The 16,302-nt window shown below is 66.8% G+C and carries 13 protein-coding genes; 2 read left to right on the top strand and 11 right to left on the bottom strand.

The window, feature by feature from the left end; all coding sequences use genetic code 11:
- Positions 1–345: 345 nt before the first annotated feature.
- The 7 genes from QXZ94_RS08950 to QXZ94_RS08920 form a co-directional block, all read right to left on the bottom strand.
- Positions 346–966 carry an antibiotic biosynthesis monooxygenase family protein gene (locus tag QXZ94_RS08950; RefSeq protein ID WP_315720105.1) on the bottom strand — a complete coding sequence of 207 codons (621 nt, stop codon included), beginning with the start codon at positions 964–966 and terminating at the stop codon, positions 346–348.
- Between the two features lie 154 nt (positions 967–1,120).
- Complete coding sequence (locus QXZ94_RS08945; protein WP_315720104.1) at positions 1,121–1,921, bottom strand: MBL fold metallo-hydrolase; 801 nt, start codon at positions 1,919–1,921, stop codon at positions 1,121–1,123.
- A complete protein-coding gene (locus QXZ94_RS08940) occupies positions 1,918–2,709 on the bottom strand; it encodes a TatD family hydrolase (RefSeq protein WP_315720103.1) in 792 nt (263 codons plus the stop codon). The genes QXZ94_RS08945 and QXZ94_RS08940 overlap by 4 nt, the downstream gene beginning before the upstream one ends.
- Entirely contained in the window at positions 2,709–4,856 is a 2,148-nt protein-coding gene (gene metG, locus QXZ94_RS08935) for a methionine--tRNA ligase (RefSeq protein ID WP_315720102.1), read from the bottom strand. Before metG ends, QXZ94_RS08940 begins: the two co-directional genes overlap by 1 nt.
- Before the next feature lie 69 nt (positions 4,857–4,925).
- Positions 4,926–5,966, bottom strand: a complete 1,041-nt coding sequence (locus QXZ94_RS08930) for a DNA polymerase III subunit delta' (RefSeq protein WP_315720101.1) — start codon at positions 5,964–5,966, stop codon at positions 4,926–4,928.
- Complete coding sequence (tmk, locus tag QXZ94_RS08925) at positions 5,963–6,643, bottom strand: dTMP kinase (protein ID WP_315720100.1); 681 nt, start codon at positions 6,641–6,643, stop codon at positions 5,963–5,965. Before tmk ends, QXZ94_RS08930 begins: the two co-directional genes overlap by 4 nt.
- A 4-nt stretch (positions 6,644–6,647) precedes the next feature.
- Entirely contained in the window at positions 6,648–7,802 is a 1,155-nt protein-coding gene (locus QXZ94_RS08920) for a D-alanyl-D-alanine carboxypeptidase family protein (protein WP_409998502.1), read from the bottom strand.
- 251 nt (positions 7,803–8,053) lie between these two features.
- Here QXZ94_RS08920 and QXZ94_RS08915 point away from each other — a divergent pair, with 251 nt between their 5' ends.
- Positions 8,054–9,016 carry an alpha/beta hydrolase gene (locus tag QXZ94_RS08915; protein ID WP_315720099.1) on the top strand — a complete coding sequence of 321 codons (963 nt, stop codon included), beginning with the start codon at positions 8,054–8,056 and terminating at the stop codon, positions 9,014–9,016.
- A 12-nt stretch (positions 9,017–9,028) separates the two neighbouring features.
- Here QXZ94_RS08915 and QXZ94_RS08910 read toward each other — a convergent pair whose 3' ends face one another.
- The 4 genes from QXZ94_RS08910 to QXZ94_RS08895 all read right to left on the bottom strand — a co-directional run bounded on the left by QXZ94_RS08910 (position 9,029) and on the right by QXZ94_RS08895 (position 11,373).
- On the bottom strand, positions 9,029–9,547 hold the full coding sequence (locus QXZ94_RS08910) for a GNAT family N-acetyltransferase (protein WP_315720098.1): 519 nt from the start codon (positions 9,545–9,547) through the stop codon (positions 9,029–9,031).
- A gap of 18 nt (positions 9,548–9,565) precedes the next feature.
- The gene (locus QXZ94_RS08905; protein WP_315720097.1) at positions 9,566–10,114 is read right to left on the bottom strand and encodes a phage tail protein; all 549 of its coding nucleotides are present in this window, start codon (positions 10,112–10,114) and stop codon (positions 9,566–9,568) included.
- A gap of 53 nt (positions 10,115–10,167) precedes the next feature.
- Positions 10,168–10,701, bottom strand: coding sequence for a phage tail protein (locus QXZ94_RS08900; RefSeq protein WP_315720096.1), 534 nt, complete (start codon positions 10,699–10,701; stop codon positions 10,168–10,170).
- Between the two features lie 126 nt (positions 10,702–10,827).
- Positions 10,828–11,373, bottom strand: a complete 546-nt coding sequence (locus tag QXZ94_RS08895) for a phage tail protein (protein WP_315720095.1) — start codon at positions 11,371–11,373, stop codon at positions 10,828–10,830.
- Positions 11,374–11,788: 415 nt separating this feature from the next.
- On the opposite strand from QXZ94_RS08895, the gene QXZ94_RS08890 reads away from it, so the two are divergent.
- Positions 11,789–16,246: a beta strand repeat-containing protein gene (locus tag QXZ94_RS08890; RefSeq protein ID WP_315720094.1), complete on the top strand. Its 4,458-nt coding sequence runs from the start codon at positions 11,789–11,791 to the stop codon at positions 16,244–16,246.
- The last annotated feature ends 56 nt before the right edge of the window (positions 16,247–16,302 follow it).

The raw sequence follows: 16,302 nt of genomic DNA, 5'->3' as shown, positions 1-16,302 counted from the left end.
CTCCTCCTAAGCGTAGGATGGCGTCTGCACTCTAAAGTGGCATCTTTGCCGGAATTAACTTCTTATACAAGCTTGTTATAGAATTGAACCTTCGGATTTTACCCGGCCCAGATGGTACCGACGCGCGGCCTCGCGATCGCCGTGCTCGATGCCTGCAATGCGAACCACCGAAGCTGGCTGGGCGGCACGGACCCTCACCCAAGTGACTGCGTAGCAACTACCTTTGAGCCTTCTCCCCCAGGGCGAAGCTCCGCTTCGCCCTGGGGGAGAAGGCGCATTCATTGGGCACCGCAATGGCTCGCTATTCAGTCTGCGTAAGCCCCAGACTCACTCGGCTGCGCCCCCCTAACTCTTCTCCGGATAATACTGTGGCGCTTCACGGCGGTCATACATTCCGTAGTCTCTGCTAACCTCGACGACGCGGATGTTGTCGGCGCCGGGTTCGGTGAGCAGTCGCGTGCTCAGCGTGACGCCGGTGGCTTCGTCCGGCAGCTCGACGAGATGCGCGAAGCAGCCGTCACGGTAGACGTTGGAAAAGCTCGCGACCGGCAGGTCCTTCACGCCGCTCAATTGCGGGGCCGCCGTCTCGACGGCCAGCACATACGTCGGCGCACGCCGCTTCGGATCATTGTAGGTGCCTCGCCGCTCCGGCTGCCAAGCCGCCTGCCCTGGCTTTACCTCGTGGACCAACTCGGCGATACGCAGGCGATAGTCCGAGAACACCTTGTCGCGGCCGAGGGTCTGGATGTCGTGGTGACGGGCGTGCACGCGCCAGGCGGTCATGGCGCCCTCGTCCTGCCAGATCTGGTAGGACAGGATCAGATTGTCGCGCGACAGGCTCTTGAAGCGGTCGAGGAACAGGCAGCCGCCGAGCGCATCGAGCTCCGGCCGCAGCGCGGCGGCAAGCTGGAGATACTGGTCGAGATGACCGGGCTTGACCTCGACCTCGAAGAACAGCGACAGCATGGCAAGCCGCTCCTTGTTAGTTCGCGCAAATCGCAATTACTGCGTAGGGTGGGCAAAGCGGCGCCGTCAGGCGGCGTACTCATCCGCAAGATGGTGGGCACGGCGCCATGGCGATCTCGTACGCGGAAAGCGCATGCCCGCGCCTTTGCCCACCCTACGCCGTCAGCTCCAGCCGCATCCCGTCATACGCCGGCACCACGCCGGCCGGCAGGCTCTGGCGCAGCACCTCGTAGTCGAGGTCCGCGGTCATGTTGGTGATGACGGCGCGCCTCGGCTTGAAGCGCTCGATCCAGGCGAGCGCGTCGTTGACCGAGAAATGGCTCGGATGTGACGCAGGCCGCAGGCCATCGACGATCCAGAGGTCGAGGTCCTCCAGCGCGCCCCAGCTCTCCTCGGGAATGTCGTTCAGATCGGGCGTGTAAGCGGCGTCACCGATGCGGTAGCCGAGCGCGGGAATGTTGCCATGCTGGACCAGGAACGCCGTCAGCCTCAGCTCACCACCCTTCCCTTCCACCGCCTGGGTCTCGCCGGCCTCGATCGAATGCTGCGTCAGGATCGGCGGATAGTCACTGCCCGGCGGCGAGATGAAGCAGTAGGAGAACCGGTGCATGATGTCCTTGGCGGTCGACTGGTTCAGGTAGACCGGAATGCGCCGGCGCTGGTGCATCACCACGGAGCGCAGATCGTCGATGCCGTGGGTCTGGTCGGCGTGCTCATGCGTCAGGAACACCGCATCGATGTGATCGACCTGGGTGTCGATCAACTGCTCGCGCAGGTCCGGCGAGGTGTCGATGACCACCCGCGTCACGCCATGCGCGCCGCGGCGCTCGGCCAGCAGCGAGCAGCGCCGGCGGCGGTTCTTCGGGTTGTTGGGATCGCAGGCGCCCCACCCCAGCGCCGGGCGCGGCACGCCCGCCGAGGAGCCGCAGCCGAGGATGGTGAGCGTCAGGGTCATGAGAGCTCCTGCGGTCGCGGCACCTTGGAGAACAGCTTGAAGAAGGTCTCGGTCGTCTGTTGTGAGAATTCCTCGAACGACACGCCGCGCGCTTCCGCCAGCACCTTCGCGGTCTCCACCACATAGGCCGGCTCGTTGCGCTTGCCGCGGAATTTTCCCGGCGCGAGATACGGCGCGTCGGTCTCGACCATGATGCGGTCGGCCGGCACCTCGGCGGCAAGCGCGCGCAAGCCCTCCGACTTCTTGAACGTCACGATGCCCGTGAACGAGATGTGCAGCCCGAGATCGATCGCCTTCATCGCCAGCTCGCGTCCGCCGGTGTAGCAATGCAGCACGGCCTTGAAAGGTCCGCGCGCCATCTCCTCGTCGAGAATGCGGCTGCACTGCTCGTCGGCCTCGCGGGTGTGGATCACCAGCGGCAGGCCGGTTTCACGGGCGGCCGCGATATGCGCGCGGAACCCGCGCTCCTGGGCGTCCTTTGAGCCGTGATCGTAGAAATTATCGAGCCCGGCCTCGCCGAGCGCGACGACCTTCGGATGATCAGTCAGCGCGATCAACTCCTCGGCCGTGATGCCATCTTCCTCATCCGCATTGTGCGGATGGGTACCGACCGAGCAGAACACGTTGTCGAACCGCTCGGCGATGGCGAGCAACTCCGGCAAACGCCGCACCCGCGTCGAGATCGTCACCAGGCGGCCGACGCCGGCGGCGGCGGCGCGCGTGACGATGCCCTCCAGATCCTCGGCGAAATCCGGAAAATCCAGATGGCAGTGACTGTCGACCAGCATCACGCCGCCGTCGGCTCGATGTAGCGCGGGAACACCGCCTGCGGCGCGGGCAGCTGCGTGCCGGCCGCGATGCGCACATCCCCGCCGAGCTGTGCGAAGCTGCGCTCACCTTCGGGGATGCCGAGGCTGTCGAGCAGCTTCGCCGACGCCGCCGGCATCACCGGTTGGGTCAGGATCGCGACCTGCCGGATCACCTCCGCGGTGACGTAGAGCACGGTGTGCTGGCGCTTCGGATCGGTCTTGGCCAGCGCCCACGGCGCCTCGCCCGCGAAATAGCGGTTGGCCTCGGCCACGACTGACCACACGGCGTTCAGCCATTGGTGGATCTGCTGCGTCGCCATCGCCTTGCGCGCCGCGCCGATCATCGCATCGGCCTCGGCCAGGATCGCCTTGTCGTTCGCGGACAACTCGCCGGGCTCCGGCAGCACGCCGCCGAGCTGCTTCGTGATCATCGACAGCGAGCGCTGCGCGAGATTGCCGAGGTCGTTGGCGAGATCGGCGTTGATGCGCGCGACGATCGCCTCGTGATTGTAGTTGCCGTCCTGGCCGAACGGCACCTCGCGCAGGAAGAAATAGCGCAGCTGGTCGACGCCATACTGGTCGGCGAGATTGAACGGATCGACGACGTTGCCGACCGACTTCGACATCTTCTCGCCCCTGTTGAACAGGAAGCCGTGCGCATAGACCCGCTTCGGCACGGGCACGCCGGCCGACATCAGGAACGCCGGCCAGTATACCGCATGGAAGCGGATGATGTCCTTGCCGATGACGTGCACGTCGGCCGGCCAATATTTCCAGTTCGGATCATTCTCGTCGGGGAAGCCGACACCGGTGATGTAGTTGGTCAGCGCGTCGACCCAGACATACATCACGTGCTCGTCGTCATGCGGCACGCGGACGCCCCAGTCGAAGGTGGTGCGCGAGATCGAGAGGTCCTTCAGCCCGCCCCGGACGAAGCTCGTGATCTCGTTGCGCCGCGCGTCCGGGCCGATGAAATCGGGCTGGCTCTCATACAGCGCCAGCAGCTTGTCCTGATAGGCCGACAGGCGGAAGAAGTAGCTCTTCTCCTCGACCCACTCAACGGGCGTGCCCTGCGGCCCGCGGCGGACGTTGTCCTCGCCGACTGTGGTCTCGTCCTCGGCGTAATAGGCCTCGTCGCGGACCGAGTACCAGCCGGAATAGGTGTCGGCATAGATGTCGCCGTTCTCGAGCATCCGTGTCCAGATCGCCTGCACCGATGTGTGGTGGGCGGGCTCGGTGGTGCGGATGAAGCGATCGAACGACACGTTCAGCCGCTCGTCCATCTCGCGGAAGCGGCCGGCGTTGCGGGTCGCAAGCTCCGACGGCGTCAGCCCCTCGTTCTGCGCGGTCTGCACCATCTTCAGGCCGTGCTCGTCGGTGCCGGTCAGGAAGAACACATCCTTGCCGTCGAGCCGCGCAAAGCGCGCAATGGCGTCGGTCGCGATCGCCTCATAGGCGTGGCCGATATGCGGGCTGCCATTGGGATAGGCGATCGCCGTGGTGACGTAGAAGGTGTTGGCGTTGTCGGGCGCGGCGGCGACGGGCGCTGCGGCTTCCGCGGCCTCGGTCACCTCGAGCTCCTCCACTTCGACAAGCTCGACCTCGGCAACTTCAATCTCGGGAATTGCAGCGGCCTCGGCCTTCGGCTTGCGCGGCGCCTTGGGCTTCGCGGGACGCGGCGCCTTCGGCGTCTCGACTACGACGGGGGCGACGGATTTTTTCGGCGCGGCCGGCGGCTTGGCTGCCGCAGGCTTCTTCGCCGCAGCGGGCTTGCCGGCTGTCTTCTTGGCTGGCGCCGTCGAAGGCTTGGCCGCGGCTTTCTTGGCAGGCGCTTTCACTGCCTTCTTCGGGGCGCTCTTGGCCGCCTTTGACGTCGGTGCCTTTGACGTCGGTGCCTTTGACGCCGGCGCCTTGGACTTCGGTGCCTTGGCTTTCGCGGCCGCTACCTTGGCGGCTTTTGCCTTGTTCGCCTTGTCCTTGATGTCCTTGCCCTTCGCCGCCTTGTCCTTCGCGCCGGCCTTGGCCTTCGCGGGCGACTTGACGGCCTTCTTGGCGGCAGCCTTTTTCGCGGCGCCCTTGGTCGCCGGCTTGCCCTTCTTCACGGTTGTCTTGCTGGCCTTGGCCACGGCAGATTCCTCTTTGACGCCGTCGGTGGACGGATTGATCCTGATGATCCCGGGATGATGGTCGGCGCGTTACCGCGTGGCTTCGGCGAGCATCCCGAACACCGAGAAAACCAGCGGTTTTCGCTCCAGATTATAGGATTCGGTGTCGCGCGCGGCGCGGACGATCTTTTCCCATACCTCCGCCAGCCGTGCAAGGCGCGGCAGTTCCGCGTTGGGATCTTGCGCCCGCAGCCGTTCCGCCACCCAGCGCTCGATGCTGTCGAGAAAGCTCGCCAGCGCGACGCGGTCGCTGGTGCCGAGCGCATCGCCCAGGGCATGCAGCTCGCCGGCGTCGATTCGCGGCAGGCTCGCCAGCAGCGCGGCGGTCCGGGTCTGCAGCTGCAACCCGTCGCCGCCCATCAGCATCAGGGTCCTGGAGACGCTGCCTTCGGAGGCTTTGGCGGCCTCCCGCAGCGCCGGCTCACCGCCGTCCATGCCGGTGGCCTCCGCAGCCGCGCTGATGACGTCCTCGGTCGACAGCGCCCGCAGCGAGAGCCGTCGGCAGCGCGACTTGATGGTGGCGAGCACCCGCGCCGGCGCGTGGCTGACCAGCAGGAACAGCGACTGCTGCGGCGGCTCCTCGAGGATCTTGAGCAGCGCATTCGCCGCGTTCGGATTGAGCTCGTCGACGGTGTCGACGATGCATACCCGCCAGCCCTCGACGGCCGCGGTCGAGCCGAAGAACGAGATCGTCTCGCGGGTCTCGTCCACGGTGATGACGGTGCGCAGCACGCCCTTGTCGTTGGCCGAGCGCTCCAGCGTCAGCAGCCCGCCATGCGCTTCTGATGCGATCAGCCGTGCGACGTGGTCGTCGGCGTCGACGTGGAGCGAGTCGGCTGCGCGGACCTCTGGCGCCATGGGATCGCGATGCGTCAGCACGAACCGCGCCATGCGATAGGCCAGGGTCGCCTTGCCGATGCCCTGCGGGCCGCCGATCAGCCAGGCATGGGCCATCCGCCCGCTGCGATAGGCCGCCAGCAGCGCCGCCTCCGCCTCGCGGTGCCCAAACAGCGCCGTAGTCTCGCGCGGATGCCGGACCGCGATCTCGGGCTCGACCTTGCGCGCGCTCATGATGCCGCCGCCACGGCCGTGAACAGCCGCTCTCGCACGGCATCCCAGACGATGAGCGACACGGCTTCGGCGCTCGCCGTGGCGTCGATCAGCACGCAGCGCCGCGGCTCGTTGGCCGCGATCTTGTGAAAGGCGTCGCGCAAGCCCTTGTGGAACTTGATGTCCTCGCCTTCGAACCGATCCGGCGTACCGCTCCCGCGCCGCGCCGAGGCGCGCTGCAGGCCGACCTCGACGGGGACGTCGAGGATGAGCGTGAGGTCCGGCTTGAGGTCGCCGATCGTGACCCGCTGCATCGCATTGAGCACGTCGGGCGCGACCTTGCCCTGGCTGCCCTGATAGGCCCGCGTCGAATCGAAGAAGCGGTCGCACAGCACCCAGCTGCCCTGGTTCAGCGCCGGGAGAATCACGTTGCGCACATGGTCGTCGCGCGCGGCGGCGAACAGCAGCGTCTCGGCCTCCGCGCCGAGCAGCTTGCCCATCCCGGACAGCACGAGATGGCGCATGATCTCGGCGCCGGGGGAACCGCCGGGCTCGCGGGTCAGCACCACGCGCAAACCCTCTTTCTCCAGACGGTCCGCCAACATCTTGATCTGCGTAGATTTTCCAGCGCCCTCGCCGCCCTCGAAGGTGACGAATCGGCCGCGGCCAGGACCACGTTTCAAAGCTGCTTCCGCCATGTCTCTAGAGCTTCTCGGCCCCGGCGCGGAACATCCCGATCACGAGCTCGCTCGCCCCATCGATCGCGCGCCGCATCGTGGACCCCCTGCCCACCGCCTCCGCAGCATAGACGGGGGCCTCCATGGCGATATTGGGGCCGCGCCAGACCCTGACAACCCCGACCTTCTGCCCGGGCTCGATCGGAGCCTTGACCGGACCGCTGTAGACGATGCGCGCGATCAGCTTGTCGCCGCCGTTCTTCTGCACCATCACCTTGAGCGGCACCGGGCTCGACAGCTTGACGGAACGGCTCTCGCCGCCGAACACCTTGGCGTACCCGACCGGCTGATCCGCCGCGAACAGAGTGCGGGTCTCGAAGTTGCGGAAACCCCATTCCAGCATCTTCTTGGCCTCGGTGGCGCGATCCTCGGGATCCTCCAGGCCGTTGACCACGACGATCAGCCTTGTGCCGTTCTGCACGGCCGAGCCGACCATCCCGTAGCCGCCCTCCTTGGTGTAGCCGGTCTTCAGCCCGTCGGCGCCTTCCATCGCATTGAGCAAGGGATTGCGATTCTGCTGCCGGATCTTGTTCCAGGTGAATTCCTTCTCCCCGAACAGCTTATAGAATTCAGGGAAGTCCAGGATGATGTGGCGGGCGAGCATCGACAGCTCCCGCACCGTCATCTTGTTGCCGGGGTCGGGCAGCCCGTTGGAATTGGCGAAGGTCGACTTGGTCAGGCCGAGCTCACGCGCCCGCTTGGTCATGTAGTCGGCGGCGAAGATCTTCTCGTTGCCGGCCATGCCCTCCGCGAGCGCGATGCAGGCGTCGTTGCCGCTCTGGATGATCGCGCCGTGCAGGAGATCGCTGACGGAGACCTTGCTGTTGAGCGCGGCGAACATCGTCGAGGTGCCCGACGGCGCCCCGCCCTTGCGCCAGGCGTTCTCGCTGATCCGATACTCGTCGTTGAGCTTGATGGTGCCCTGCTTGACGGCGTTGAACACCACCTCGGCCGTCATCAGCTTCATCATGCTGGAGGGCGCGCGCAGCTCATCGGCGTTCTTCTCGAACAGCACGCTGCCGCTGTTGGCCTCGATCAGGATCGCCGTCGGCGCGTCGCCGTCGAAGCCGCCGTCATCCTTCTTCGCGCCCTGGACGCTCTGATTGGCGGCGTAGAGCATGCCGCTCCAGCCGATCGCCAAGGCCGCCGTCAATATGACGAGCGCGCGCGCGGCCCGCCCGGAGGTGAAACCGGCGCGACGGAACGGTGAGGGCATGAGGTTCATCGGCTAAGCTCTGGAGCGCGCTGGGAATCTAGCAGCTGGGCGGAGCGCAAACAACTCGGCAATCCCGCGGGGACGGCGGCTGTCCCGTGATTTGCACCGGGCTGCGCGCGATGCGATCATGATTGCGCAAAAATAGGACGTCGATTGTGGAAGCGGTGTCGCCGGGTGTCATCAAGGTCAATGGGATCGAGCTGTTCGTGCGCGAGCAGGGCAAGGGACCGCTCGTGGTTCTCTGCCACGGCTGGCCCGAGCTGTCCTATTCGTGGCGGCATCAGATGCCGGCGCTTGCGGAAGCCGGCTATCGCGTCGTCGCACCCGACATGCGCGGCTTCGGCGGCTCGCAGGCACCGGCGGACGTCACCGCCTATTCCATCTTCGACATCGTGGGCGACATGGTGGCGCTGGTCACGGCGCTCGGCGAGGACAAGGCGGTCATCGTCGGTCACGACTGGGGCGCGCCGGTGGCCTGGCACGCAGCGATGTTCCGGCCGGACATGTTCACGGCGGTCGCCGGCCTGAGCGTGCCGCCCCCGTTCCGCGGACGCGGCCGGCCGCTCGACACGCTCCGCGCCGGCGGTATCGAGAATTTCTACTGGCAGTATTTTCAGGCGCCCGGTGTGGCCGAAACCGAGTTCGAGCGCGACGTGGCGCTGACCATGCGCACGATGCTGGCGCGCGGCTTCTCCGATCCGCAGTCCCTGTTCGTCGCGCCAGGCAAGGGCTTCCTCGGCGCGGTGAACCCCGACCTGCCCTTGCCGGCGTGGCTGAGCGAGGCCGACCTGGCGGCGTTCGTCGCGGCCTACCGCGCCTCGGGCTTTCGCGGCGGCCTCAACTGGTACCGGAATATCGATCGCAATTGGGCACTCACCGCGCCGTGGCAGGATGCGCAGATCCGGCAGCCGGCGCTGTTCATCGCCGGCAGCGAGGATGCCGTGGTGACCGGACTGATCGGTGCCAAGCGCATTCAGGAGATGGAGCGCGTGCTGCCCGATCTCAGGCGCAAGCTGATCATCCCCGGCGCCGGCCATTGGATTCAGCAGGAATGCGCCGACGAGGTGAATGCGGCGCTGATCGCATTCCTGCGCGAGGTCGCGCCTGTCGGCGCATGAGCGAAGCGACGATCAGGGGCTCAGCACCAGCTCCATCCGGCGATGCGCCGCGGTGGCGTCCTCGGCGACATCGCGGAATCCCAGCCGGACGTAGAACCGCATCGCGTCCTCATTGGCGGTGGAGACCGCGAGCGAGAGCACGTCGGCGCCCTGCTGCCGCGCGGCTGCGGCGACAGACTGCATGATCTCGCGTCCGACGCCCGCGTTGCGGGCGCCCGGCAACAGCGCGAGATCGACCACGTGCCATCGCGACGTCCCGCGGTCGAGCAGCAATCGCCCCACGGGCGCACCGTCGCGCAGGATGATCAGCGACTGCGCCGCGGGACATTGCACCGCATAGCCTGCGCGCTGCGCACGAAATTGCTGCGCCAGCACGACTTCGATCATCTCGGGCGGCAAACCGCCGGTGGCCAGTTGTGCGCCTTTGACGGATCTGAAGAGGTCGCTCAGGAACGGTTCGTCGGCGGTCTCGGCGACACGCAGCCGCAGACGCGCGTCCGTCGACACGATCTCGCTTTCGATCGTCGGCACCGCGATCGCGCCGTGGCGTCAGGAATTGTTGAACGACGGGAAGAGGCCAGCGTAGCAGATGCACCAGATCAGCGCCTGGGTCGGCTGCATGTTGTCGTGCGGAATGTTCTGCCCGGTCAGTGTCACGGCATTGACCGAGAAGGTGGTGTTGGCCGGCGGTGCCACGAAGCCGTTGAAGGTGGGATCGATGGCGGTCATGGTCGAAGGCGTGCCCGGCCCCGGCGCGGCGTTCGCAGCCCCCCTGCTCCCGAGCTGCAGGTTGTGCGTGTGGGCGGGCAACTCGGTGGACAGGAGGGACACGGTGCTGCTGCCCATCGTTTCGCCGATGACGCGCGGCTGGAGGCCGGGTCCATCGCCCTGGCCGTTGGTGATGCTGCCGCTCAGGTTCGGTAGCTGGAAATTGGTCGTGCCGTTGCCGCCATAATAGGTTCCTATCAAGGCAAACAGTGGCGTGAACCGCTGGATCGGCAGCACCTGGCCAAAGCACGGCAGCCAGGCATTGTTGAAGCCACCGGTCGCAAAGGTGAAGGGGAAGGCCTGGATTTCGCCAACGAAGGGATCAGACACGTCGTCTCTCCTCGAGAATGTACGGATGAAGCCGATTGAATTGCGAGCGGGCTTCAGCCTGGCGACGGGAAGATGCCGTTGATGCAGATGCAGTAGTTGCCCACGACGGTCGGCATGATGTTGTTGTGCGGCTGGCTCTGTCCCGCCGTCGCGAGGGACGTCGGCGACATCACCGCGTAGGGTGCGGCGTCGGCAGCCGGCGCGTAGAGATTTCCGGTCGACGCGGTCGCCAGATGGACGGTGGGTCCCGGTTCGGTGATATCGGCGACGGCGAGTGACGACAGCAGCCCGTGATTGTGCGCCGGCATCTCGCTTTCGATCAGCAAATGCTCGTCCTCGCCGGCCATTTGGCCGAGGATGTAGGGCGCCGATCCGCCCGGCGGCTGCCCCTGCCCGATCGGAACGCGGCCGCGCAGGTCGGGAAGGTTGAAGGTCTGGACGCCGTCACCGCCAAAGGTGGTGCCGATCACCGCGTAGAGCGCATCAAAGGCGGAGATCGACTGCGCGCTCCCGTCGCAAGCGAGCCAGCCGTCGGGAATGCGCGGAAAGGCAAACAGCCTGATCTCGCCGAGAAACGGGTCTGACATCCCGAGATCCTTTCATTGGGGTTTGCAGCGCGACCGCGCTGAGCGCGGTGCGAAGGAATTGGGCGAAGGAGCTGCGCTGAAGGACACGGATCGGGTGGCGCCGAAACGCAGTGCTTTGCTGCCGCCTCAATCGCGCGAGGGATAGACCCCCTGCATTGCAATCAGGTAGTTGATCACGAGGTAGGGCTGCATGTTGTTGTGCGCCTGCCCGCCTCCGGTGTCCGTGATGTTGGTGCCCAGCGCCAGCGGCTCTTCCTGCGCGCCCGCAGTGGCGAAGATCGCCTTGGCATTCGGCGGCGGCGGCAGCGTGTTGGCCCCGAACAGATTGTTGGCGGGAGATGCACCGCGACCGGCGCCGGCTGTGGTCGAGGCATTGAAATTGTGATTGTGCGCGGCAATCTGCGACACGTTCAGGGTCACCGTGGTCTCGCCGCTGACCATGCCCGCCGGAAACTGGCCGCTGCTCCCGGTCGAGCCGAGGATGGCCCGGCCGCGCAGATCAGGAAGCGCGAAGGTGGTGACGCCGTTGCCGCCGTAATAGGTGCCGAGCAGTGAGAACAGGCCCTGATTCGTCTGAATCGCGAGCAGCGCACCGTTGCAGAGCGCCCATCCTCTCGGTGGCTGAGATCCCGCAAAAGGCATGATCTGCCCCAACACAGGCGTCATCGGCATGCGCTTCTTCTCCCAATGTCATTCTTTGAAACGAGGAGCGGGGCTTTGAGCACCACCACCGCACGCTGAAATCTTGCCGTCGAGAAACAACCTCAGAGAGAAGTCTAAGTTGTGATGCGCGTATCCGTCAAGTGCATAAAGTTCCACAACTTCTGCTGTTGCACACATGCAACGCAAGGCGGAAGTTGTTCGCTGTAGGGTTGAATAAACTTGCTCGTGAGCGGCCAAGCATCCAAGGTTGCGGTTGTGTTACCAAATTTGTTGGAAACGATAATTTTTTTGGGCGGCACCCTCAGTTCAATGAGGGGCCACGAGGGGCACGGTCAAATTGTCAACCGGAATTGGGCGCCGGAAATTTCGCGAGGGCTGCGCGCAACTGCGACGGGCGCTAACCCGTGTCGGTGTGGCTCTTGCCATGCTGCTCGGCGCAACCCTGGCTGCGCAGGCGGCCTGTAATTTCACGACCGCTTCGACGAGCGGCGCCACCATCACGATCAACGGCACGGGTGCGGGCAATGCCGTCGGCCTCTGCGTGCAGAACGACGTCGTGCTGTGGGGCTTGTACGGACAATCCAACGGCGCCAATCCCAGCATCGATGCCTTCAACAATGTCCCTATGACCGCGGGCGGCTTGAGCTACAGCAATCTGAGCTATAGCGGCAGCAAGGCGACTTACACGCTGATTCCGGTTCCCATCGGGGGAGATTTCTCGCAGGTCCCGGAATACAGCATCAGGATCGACACTCAGTCGGGATCCGGGACCGATACGATCACGGTCTGGTACGCCAGCGACTGCTCGCATGCCGCCAACAGCTGTTCCGGCAGCGGCATCACCAATACGTCCTTCACGATCACGGTGAACCTGCCCGTTCCCACGGTGACGTCGATCTCACCGACGTCGGGCCCCACCGCGGGCGGCACCACCGTGACCATCACCGGCACCGGCTTCACCGGCACCAGCGGCGCCGGCGGCGTCAAGTTCGGCGCCACCAACGCCACCGGCTACACCGTCAACTCCGCAACCTCGATCACGGCGACGGCGCCAGCGGGCACGGCGGGCACGGTCGACGTGACCGTGACCAATGGCGGCCAGACCTCGGCGACTTCGGCATCCGATCAGTTCACCTATGTCGCCGCGCCCACGGTGACGTCGATCGCGCCGACCTCGGGACCGGCGAGCGGCGGCACGTCGGTGGTCATCACCGGCACCAATTTCTCCGGCGCAACCGGAGTATCGTTCGGCGGCACACCCGCGGCCGGATTCACCGTCGATTCGGCCACCCAGATCACCGCAACCTCACCGGCCGGCACCGGCACCGTCGATGTGACGGTCACCACGGCAGGCGGCACCTCGGCGATCACGGCTGCCGATCAATTCACCTACGTCCCCGCTCCCACGGTCAGCTCGATCTCGCCGACATCGGGCCCGGCATCGGGCAGCACGACGGTGACCGTGACCGGCACCAACTTCACGGGCGCGACGGCCGTATCGTTCGGCGGCACCGCTGCGACCGGCTTCACCGTCAACTCGGCGACCTCGATCACCGCGACCTCGCCGGCCGGCACCGGCACCGTCGACGTCCGCGTGACCACGGCAGGCGGCACCTCGGCGACGTCGGCGTCCGATCAGTTCACCTACATCGCCGCGCCGACGGTGACTTCGGTCTCGCCGGCCTCGGGACCGCTGGCCGGCGGCACCAGCGTCACCATCACCGGCACCAACTTCACCGGTGCCACCGCGGTCGCCTTCGGCGGCAACGCCGCAGCGAGCTTCACCGTCAACTCGGCGACCTCGATCACCACGACGTCGCCGGCCGGCACCGGCATCGTCGATATCAGGGTCACCACCCCGGGCGGCACCTCCGCCACCTCGGCGTCCGATCAGTTCTCCTACACGGGTCCGCCGGCGGTGACGTCGATCTCGCCGACCTCAGGTCCGACCGGGGGTGGCACCACCGTCTCGATCACCGGAACCAATCTCACGGGCGCCACCGCCGTGAACTTCGGCGGCACCCCCGCGGCCGGATTCACCGTCAATTCGGCGACCTCGATCACGGCGACCTCTCCGGCCGGCACCGGCACGGTGGATGTGACGGTGACGACGCCGGGCGGCACCTCGGCGACGTCGGCGGCCGACCAGTTCACCTACGTGGCGGCACCGACGGTGACCTCGATCTCGCCGACGTCGGGACCGGGCAGCGGCGGCACCTCGGTGACCGTCACCGGCACGAACTTCACCGGCGCCACCGCCGTGTCGTTCGGCGCGACCCCGGCCACCGGCTTCACGGTGAACTCGGCGACCTCGATCACGGCGACCTCGCCGGCCGGCACCGGCACGGTCGACATCCGGGTCACGACCGCAGGCGGTACCTCGGCGACGTCGGTGTCCGATCAGTTCACCTATATCCCGGCGCCGACCGTGACCTCGATCTCGCCGACATCCGGGCCGACCGCCGGCGGCACCTCGGTGACGATCACCGGCACCAACTTCACCGGTGCGACCGCCGTGGCGTTCGGCGCCACGGCCGCAGCCAGCTTCACGGTGAACTCCGCGACCTCGATCACGGCCACCTCACCGGCCGGCACGACCGGGACGATCGACGTTCGCGTGACGACGCCGGGCGGCATCTCGGCAACATCGGCATCCGACCAGTTCACCTATATCGGCCCGCCGGTCGTGAGCTCGATCTCTCCGACGGGTGGACCTGTCGCGGGCGGCACGACCGTGACCATCACGGGCAGCGGCTTTACCGGCGCCACAGCCGTGGCGTTCGGCGCCAGTGCGGCGGCCAGCTTCACGGTGAACTCGGCGACCTCGATCACGGCGACCTCGCCGGCCGGCACCGGCACGGTCGACGTCCGGGTCACCACGCCCAACGGCACCTCGGCGATTTCGGCGGCGGACCAGTTCACCTATGCGGCAGCACCGACGGTGACGGCGATCTCGCCGAGCGGAGGCCCGCTCGGCGGCGGCACGTCGGTGACCATCACCGGCACCAACCTCACCGGGGCCACCGCCGTGGCGTTCGGCGCGACACCGGCGGCGAGCTTCACGGTCAATTCCGCCACCTCGATCACGGCCACCTCGCCTGCCGGCACCGGCACGGTGGATGTCACGGTGACCACGCCGGGCGGCACGTCGGCGATCTCCGCAGCCGACCAGTTCACCTACGCGGCCGCACCGACGGTCAGCTCGATCTCGCCGACCACAGGACCCGTGGGCGGCGGCACCTCGGTGACGATCACGGGCACGGGCTTCAGCGGCACCACGGGCGCGGGCGGCGTGAAGTTCGGTGCGGTCAACGCGGCCAGCTACACCGTGAACTCGGCCACCTCGATCACCGCCGTCTCGCCCGCCGGAACCGGAACGGTGGACGTCACCGTCACCAACAACAGCCAGACCTCCGCGACATCGGCGGCCGATCGCTTCACCTATCAGTCACCGGCGACCCAGACCGCGCTGACCTCGTCGCAGAACCCGAGCCAGTTCGGCCAGGCCGTGACCTTCACCGCGACCGTGACGGCGTCGGGCGGCACGCCGACGGGGACGGTGACGTTCAACGACAACGGCTCTCCGATCGGCACGGGCACGCTGAGCGGCGGCGTCGCGACCTTCACGACGACGACCCTGGTCGCCGGCAGCCACACGATCACGGCGGTCTATGCCGGCAATCCGCCATTCACGGCCAGCACGTCGCCCGGCCTCGCGCAGACCGTGAACGTACCCGCCGACAGCGCCAGGCTGCGCTCGCTGCAGCAGACCGTCAGCAAGCTGGTGGCGCAGAACTCGGGCCAGGCGATCTCCGGGGCGATCGATGACGCGATCGCATCGGGCTTCAACGATGGCGGCGCGTTCGTCACCCCCGGCAATGCCCGCATGCGCTTCAATTTCTCCGCTGATCCGCGCGACGACGATTCGCAGGCCGCCGGCGATGGTGCGGGCGGCAGCAGCTATGCTGCCGGACGTGGACGCAGCCGCGGCCGGGTCGACGATGCCTTCGCGGCGATCGATCACGGCCAAAAGAAATCGGCCGCGCCGAGATGGCAGGAGCAGAAGGAGTGGCTGCTATGGGCCGACGTGCGCGGCACCGGCGTCGATCGCTGGGGCACGACGACGACGGGCGGCGTGGTTCAGTCCAGCCAGTCGACGCTCTACGGCCAGCAGCTCAATGCCATGCTGGGACTGACCTATCGCGCAACGCCGAGCTTCCTGGTCGGCGTCGTCGGCGGCTACGAGACGTTCAGCTACACCCAGCAGGACATCAACGGACGGCTCAAAGGTGACGGCTGGACCACCGGCGCCTATCTCGGCTGGAAGATCGTCCCCACCCTGCGCTTCGATGCCGCGGTCGCCTATTCGGGTATCGGCTACAACGGCACGGCCGGGACCGCGCAGGGCAATTTCGACGGCCAGCGCTGGCTGCTCTCCACCGGCCTGACCGGCACGTACAACTGGGCTGGCCTGCTGCTCGAGCCTTCCGCCAAGGTCTACGCGCTGTGGGAGCACCAGAACGCCTATACCGACTCGCTCGGCACGCGGCAGGGCACCAACGACTTCGCCAGCGGCCGCGCTTCGGGCGGTCTGCGGGTCGCCTACCCGGTGTCGTGGTTCGACAGCGGCATCGTGCTGACGCCGTTCGCGGGCCTCTATGGCGATTACTACTTCTCCAAGGATGATGCGAACGCCTTCACAACCGGCCTCGCCTCGACACCGCTGCTACAGGGCTGGTCGGCACGTGCGACCGGCGGCCTCGGCATCGTTACGCCGGGCGGCGCCAGCCTCGGAGTCGGTGCCCAACTCGGCGGCATCGGCAGCAACACCCAGGTCTGGACGTTCTCGGCGCGCGGCCGCGTACCGTTCTCGGCGCGATAGGACGTGTCGGACGCCAGAATCAAGAACCGCCCCGATCGGGGCGGTGCGCTGAAATC

Origin of the sequence: Bradyrhizobium sp. SZCCHNS2022 (genome assembly GCF_032377575.1) — a bacterium.
Classification (GTDB): domain Bacteria; phylum Pseudomonadota; class Alphaproteobacteria; order Rhizobiales; family Xanthobacteraceae; genus Bradyrhizobium; species Bradyrhizobium aeschynomenes.
The sequence above is the reverse complement of the archived record's forward strand: the minus strand, read 5'-3'. Positions and strand labels throughout refer to the sequence as shown.

What these genes read in the sequence shown, in the direction of transcription:
- QXZ94_RS08950 (WP_315720105.1), bottom strand. Translation starts at nt 966, where the DNA reads ATGCTGTCGCTGTTCTTCGAGGTCGAGGTCAAGCCCGGTCATCTCGAC.
- QXZ94_RS08920 (WP_409998502.1), bottom strand. Translation starts at nt 7,802, where the DNA reads ATGCTCTACGCCGCCAATCAGAGCGTCCAGGGCGCGAAGAAGGATGAC.
- QXZ94_RS08900 (WP_315720096.1), bottom strand. Translation starts at nt 10,701, where the DNA reads ATGTCAGACCCGTTTCTCGGCGAGATCAGGCTGTTTGCCTTTCCGCGC.
- QXZ94_RS08895 (WP_315720095.1), bottom strand. Translation starts at nt 11,373, where the DNA reads ATGCCGATGACGCCTGTGTTGGGGCAGATCATGCCTTTTGCGGGATCT.
- QXZ94_RS08940 (WP_315720103.1), bottom strand. Translation starts at nt 2,709, where the DNA reads ATGCTGGTCGACAGTCACTGCCATCTGGATTTTCCGGATTTCGCCGAG.
- QXZ94_RS08930 (WP_315720101.1), bottom strand. Translation starts at nt 5,966, where the DNA reads ATGAGCGCGCGCAAGGTCGAGCCCGAGATCGCGGTCCGGCATCCGCGC.
- QXZ94_RS08890 (WP_315720094.1), top strand. Translation starts at nt 11,789, where the DNA reads ATGCTGCTCGGCGCAACCCTGGCTGCGCAGGCGGCCTGTAATTTCACG.
- tmk (WP_315720100.1), bottom strand. Translation starts at nt 6,643, where the DNA reads ATGGCGGAAGCAGCTTTGAAACGTGGTCCTGGCCGCGGCCGATTCGTC.
- QXZ94_RS08945 (WP_315720104.1), bottom strand. Translation starts at nt 1,921, where the DNA reads ATGACCCTGACGCTCACCATCCTCGGCTGCGGCTCCTCGGCGGGCGTG.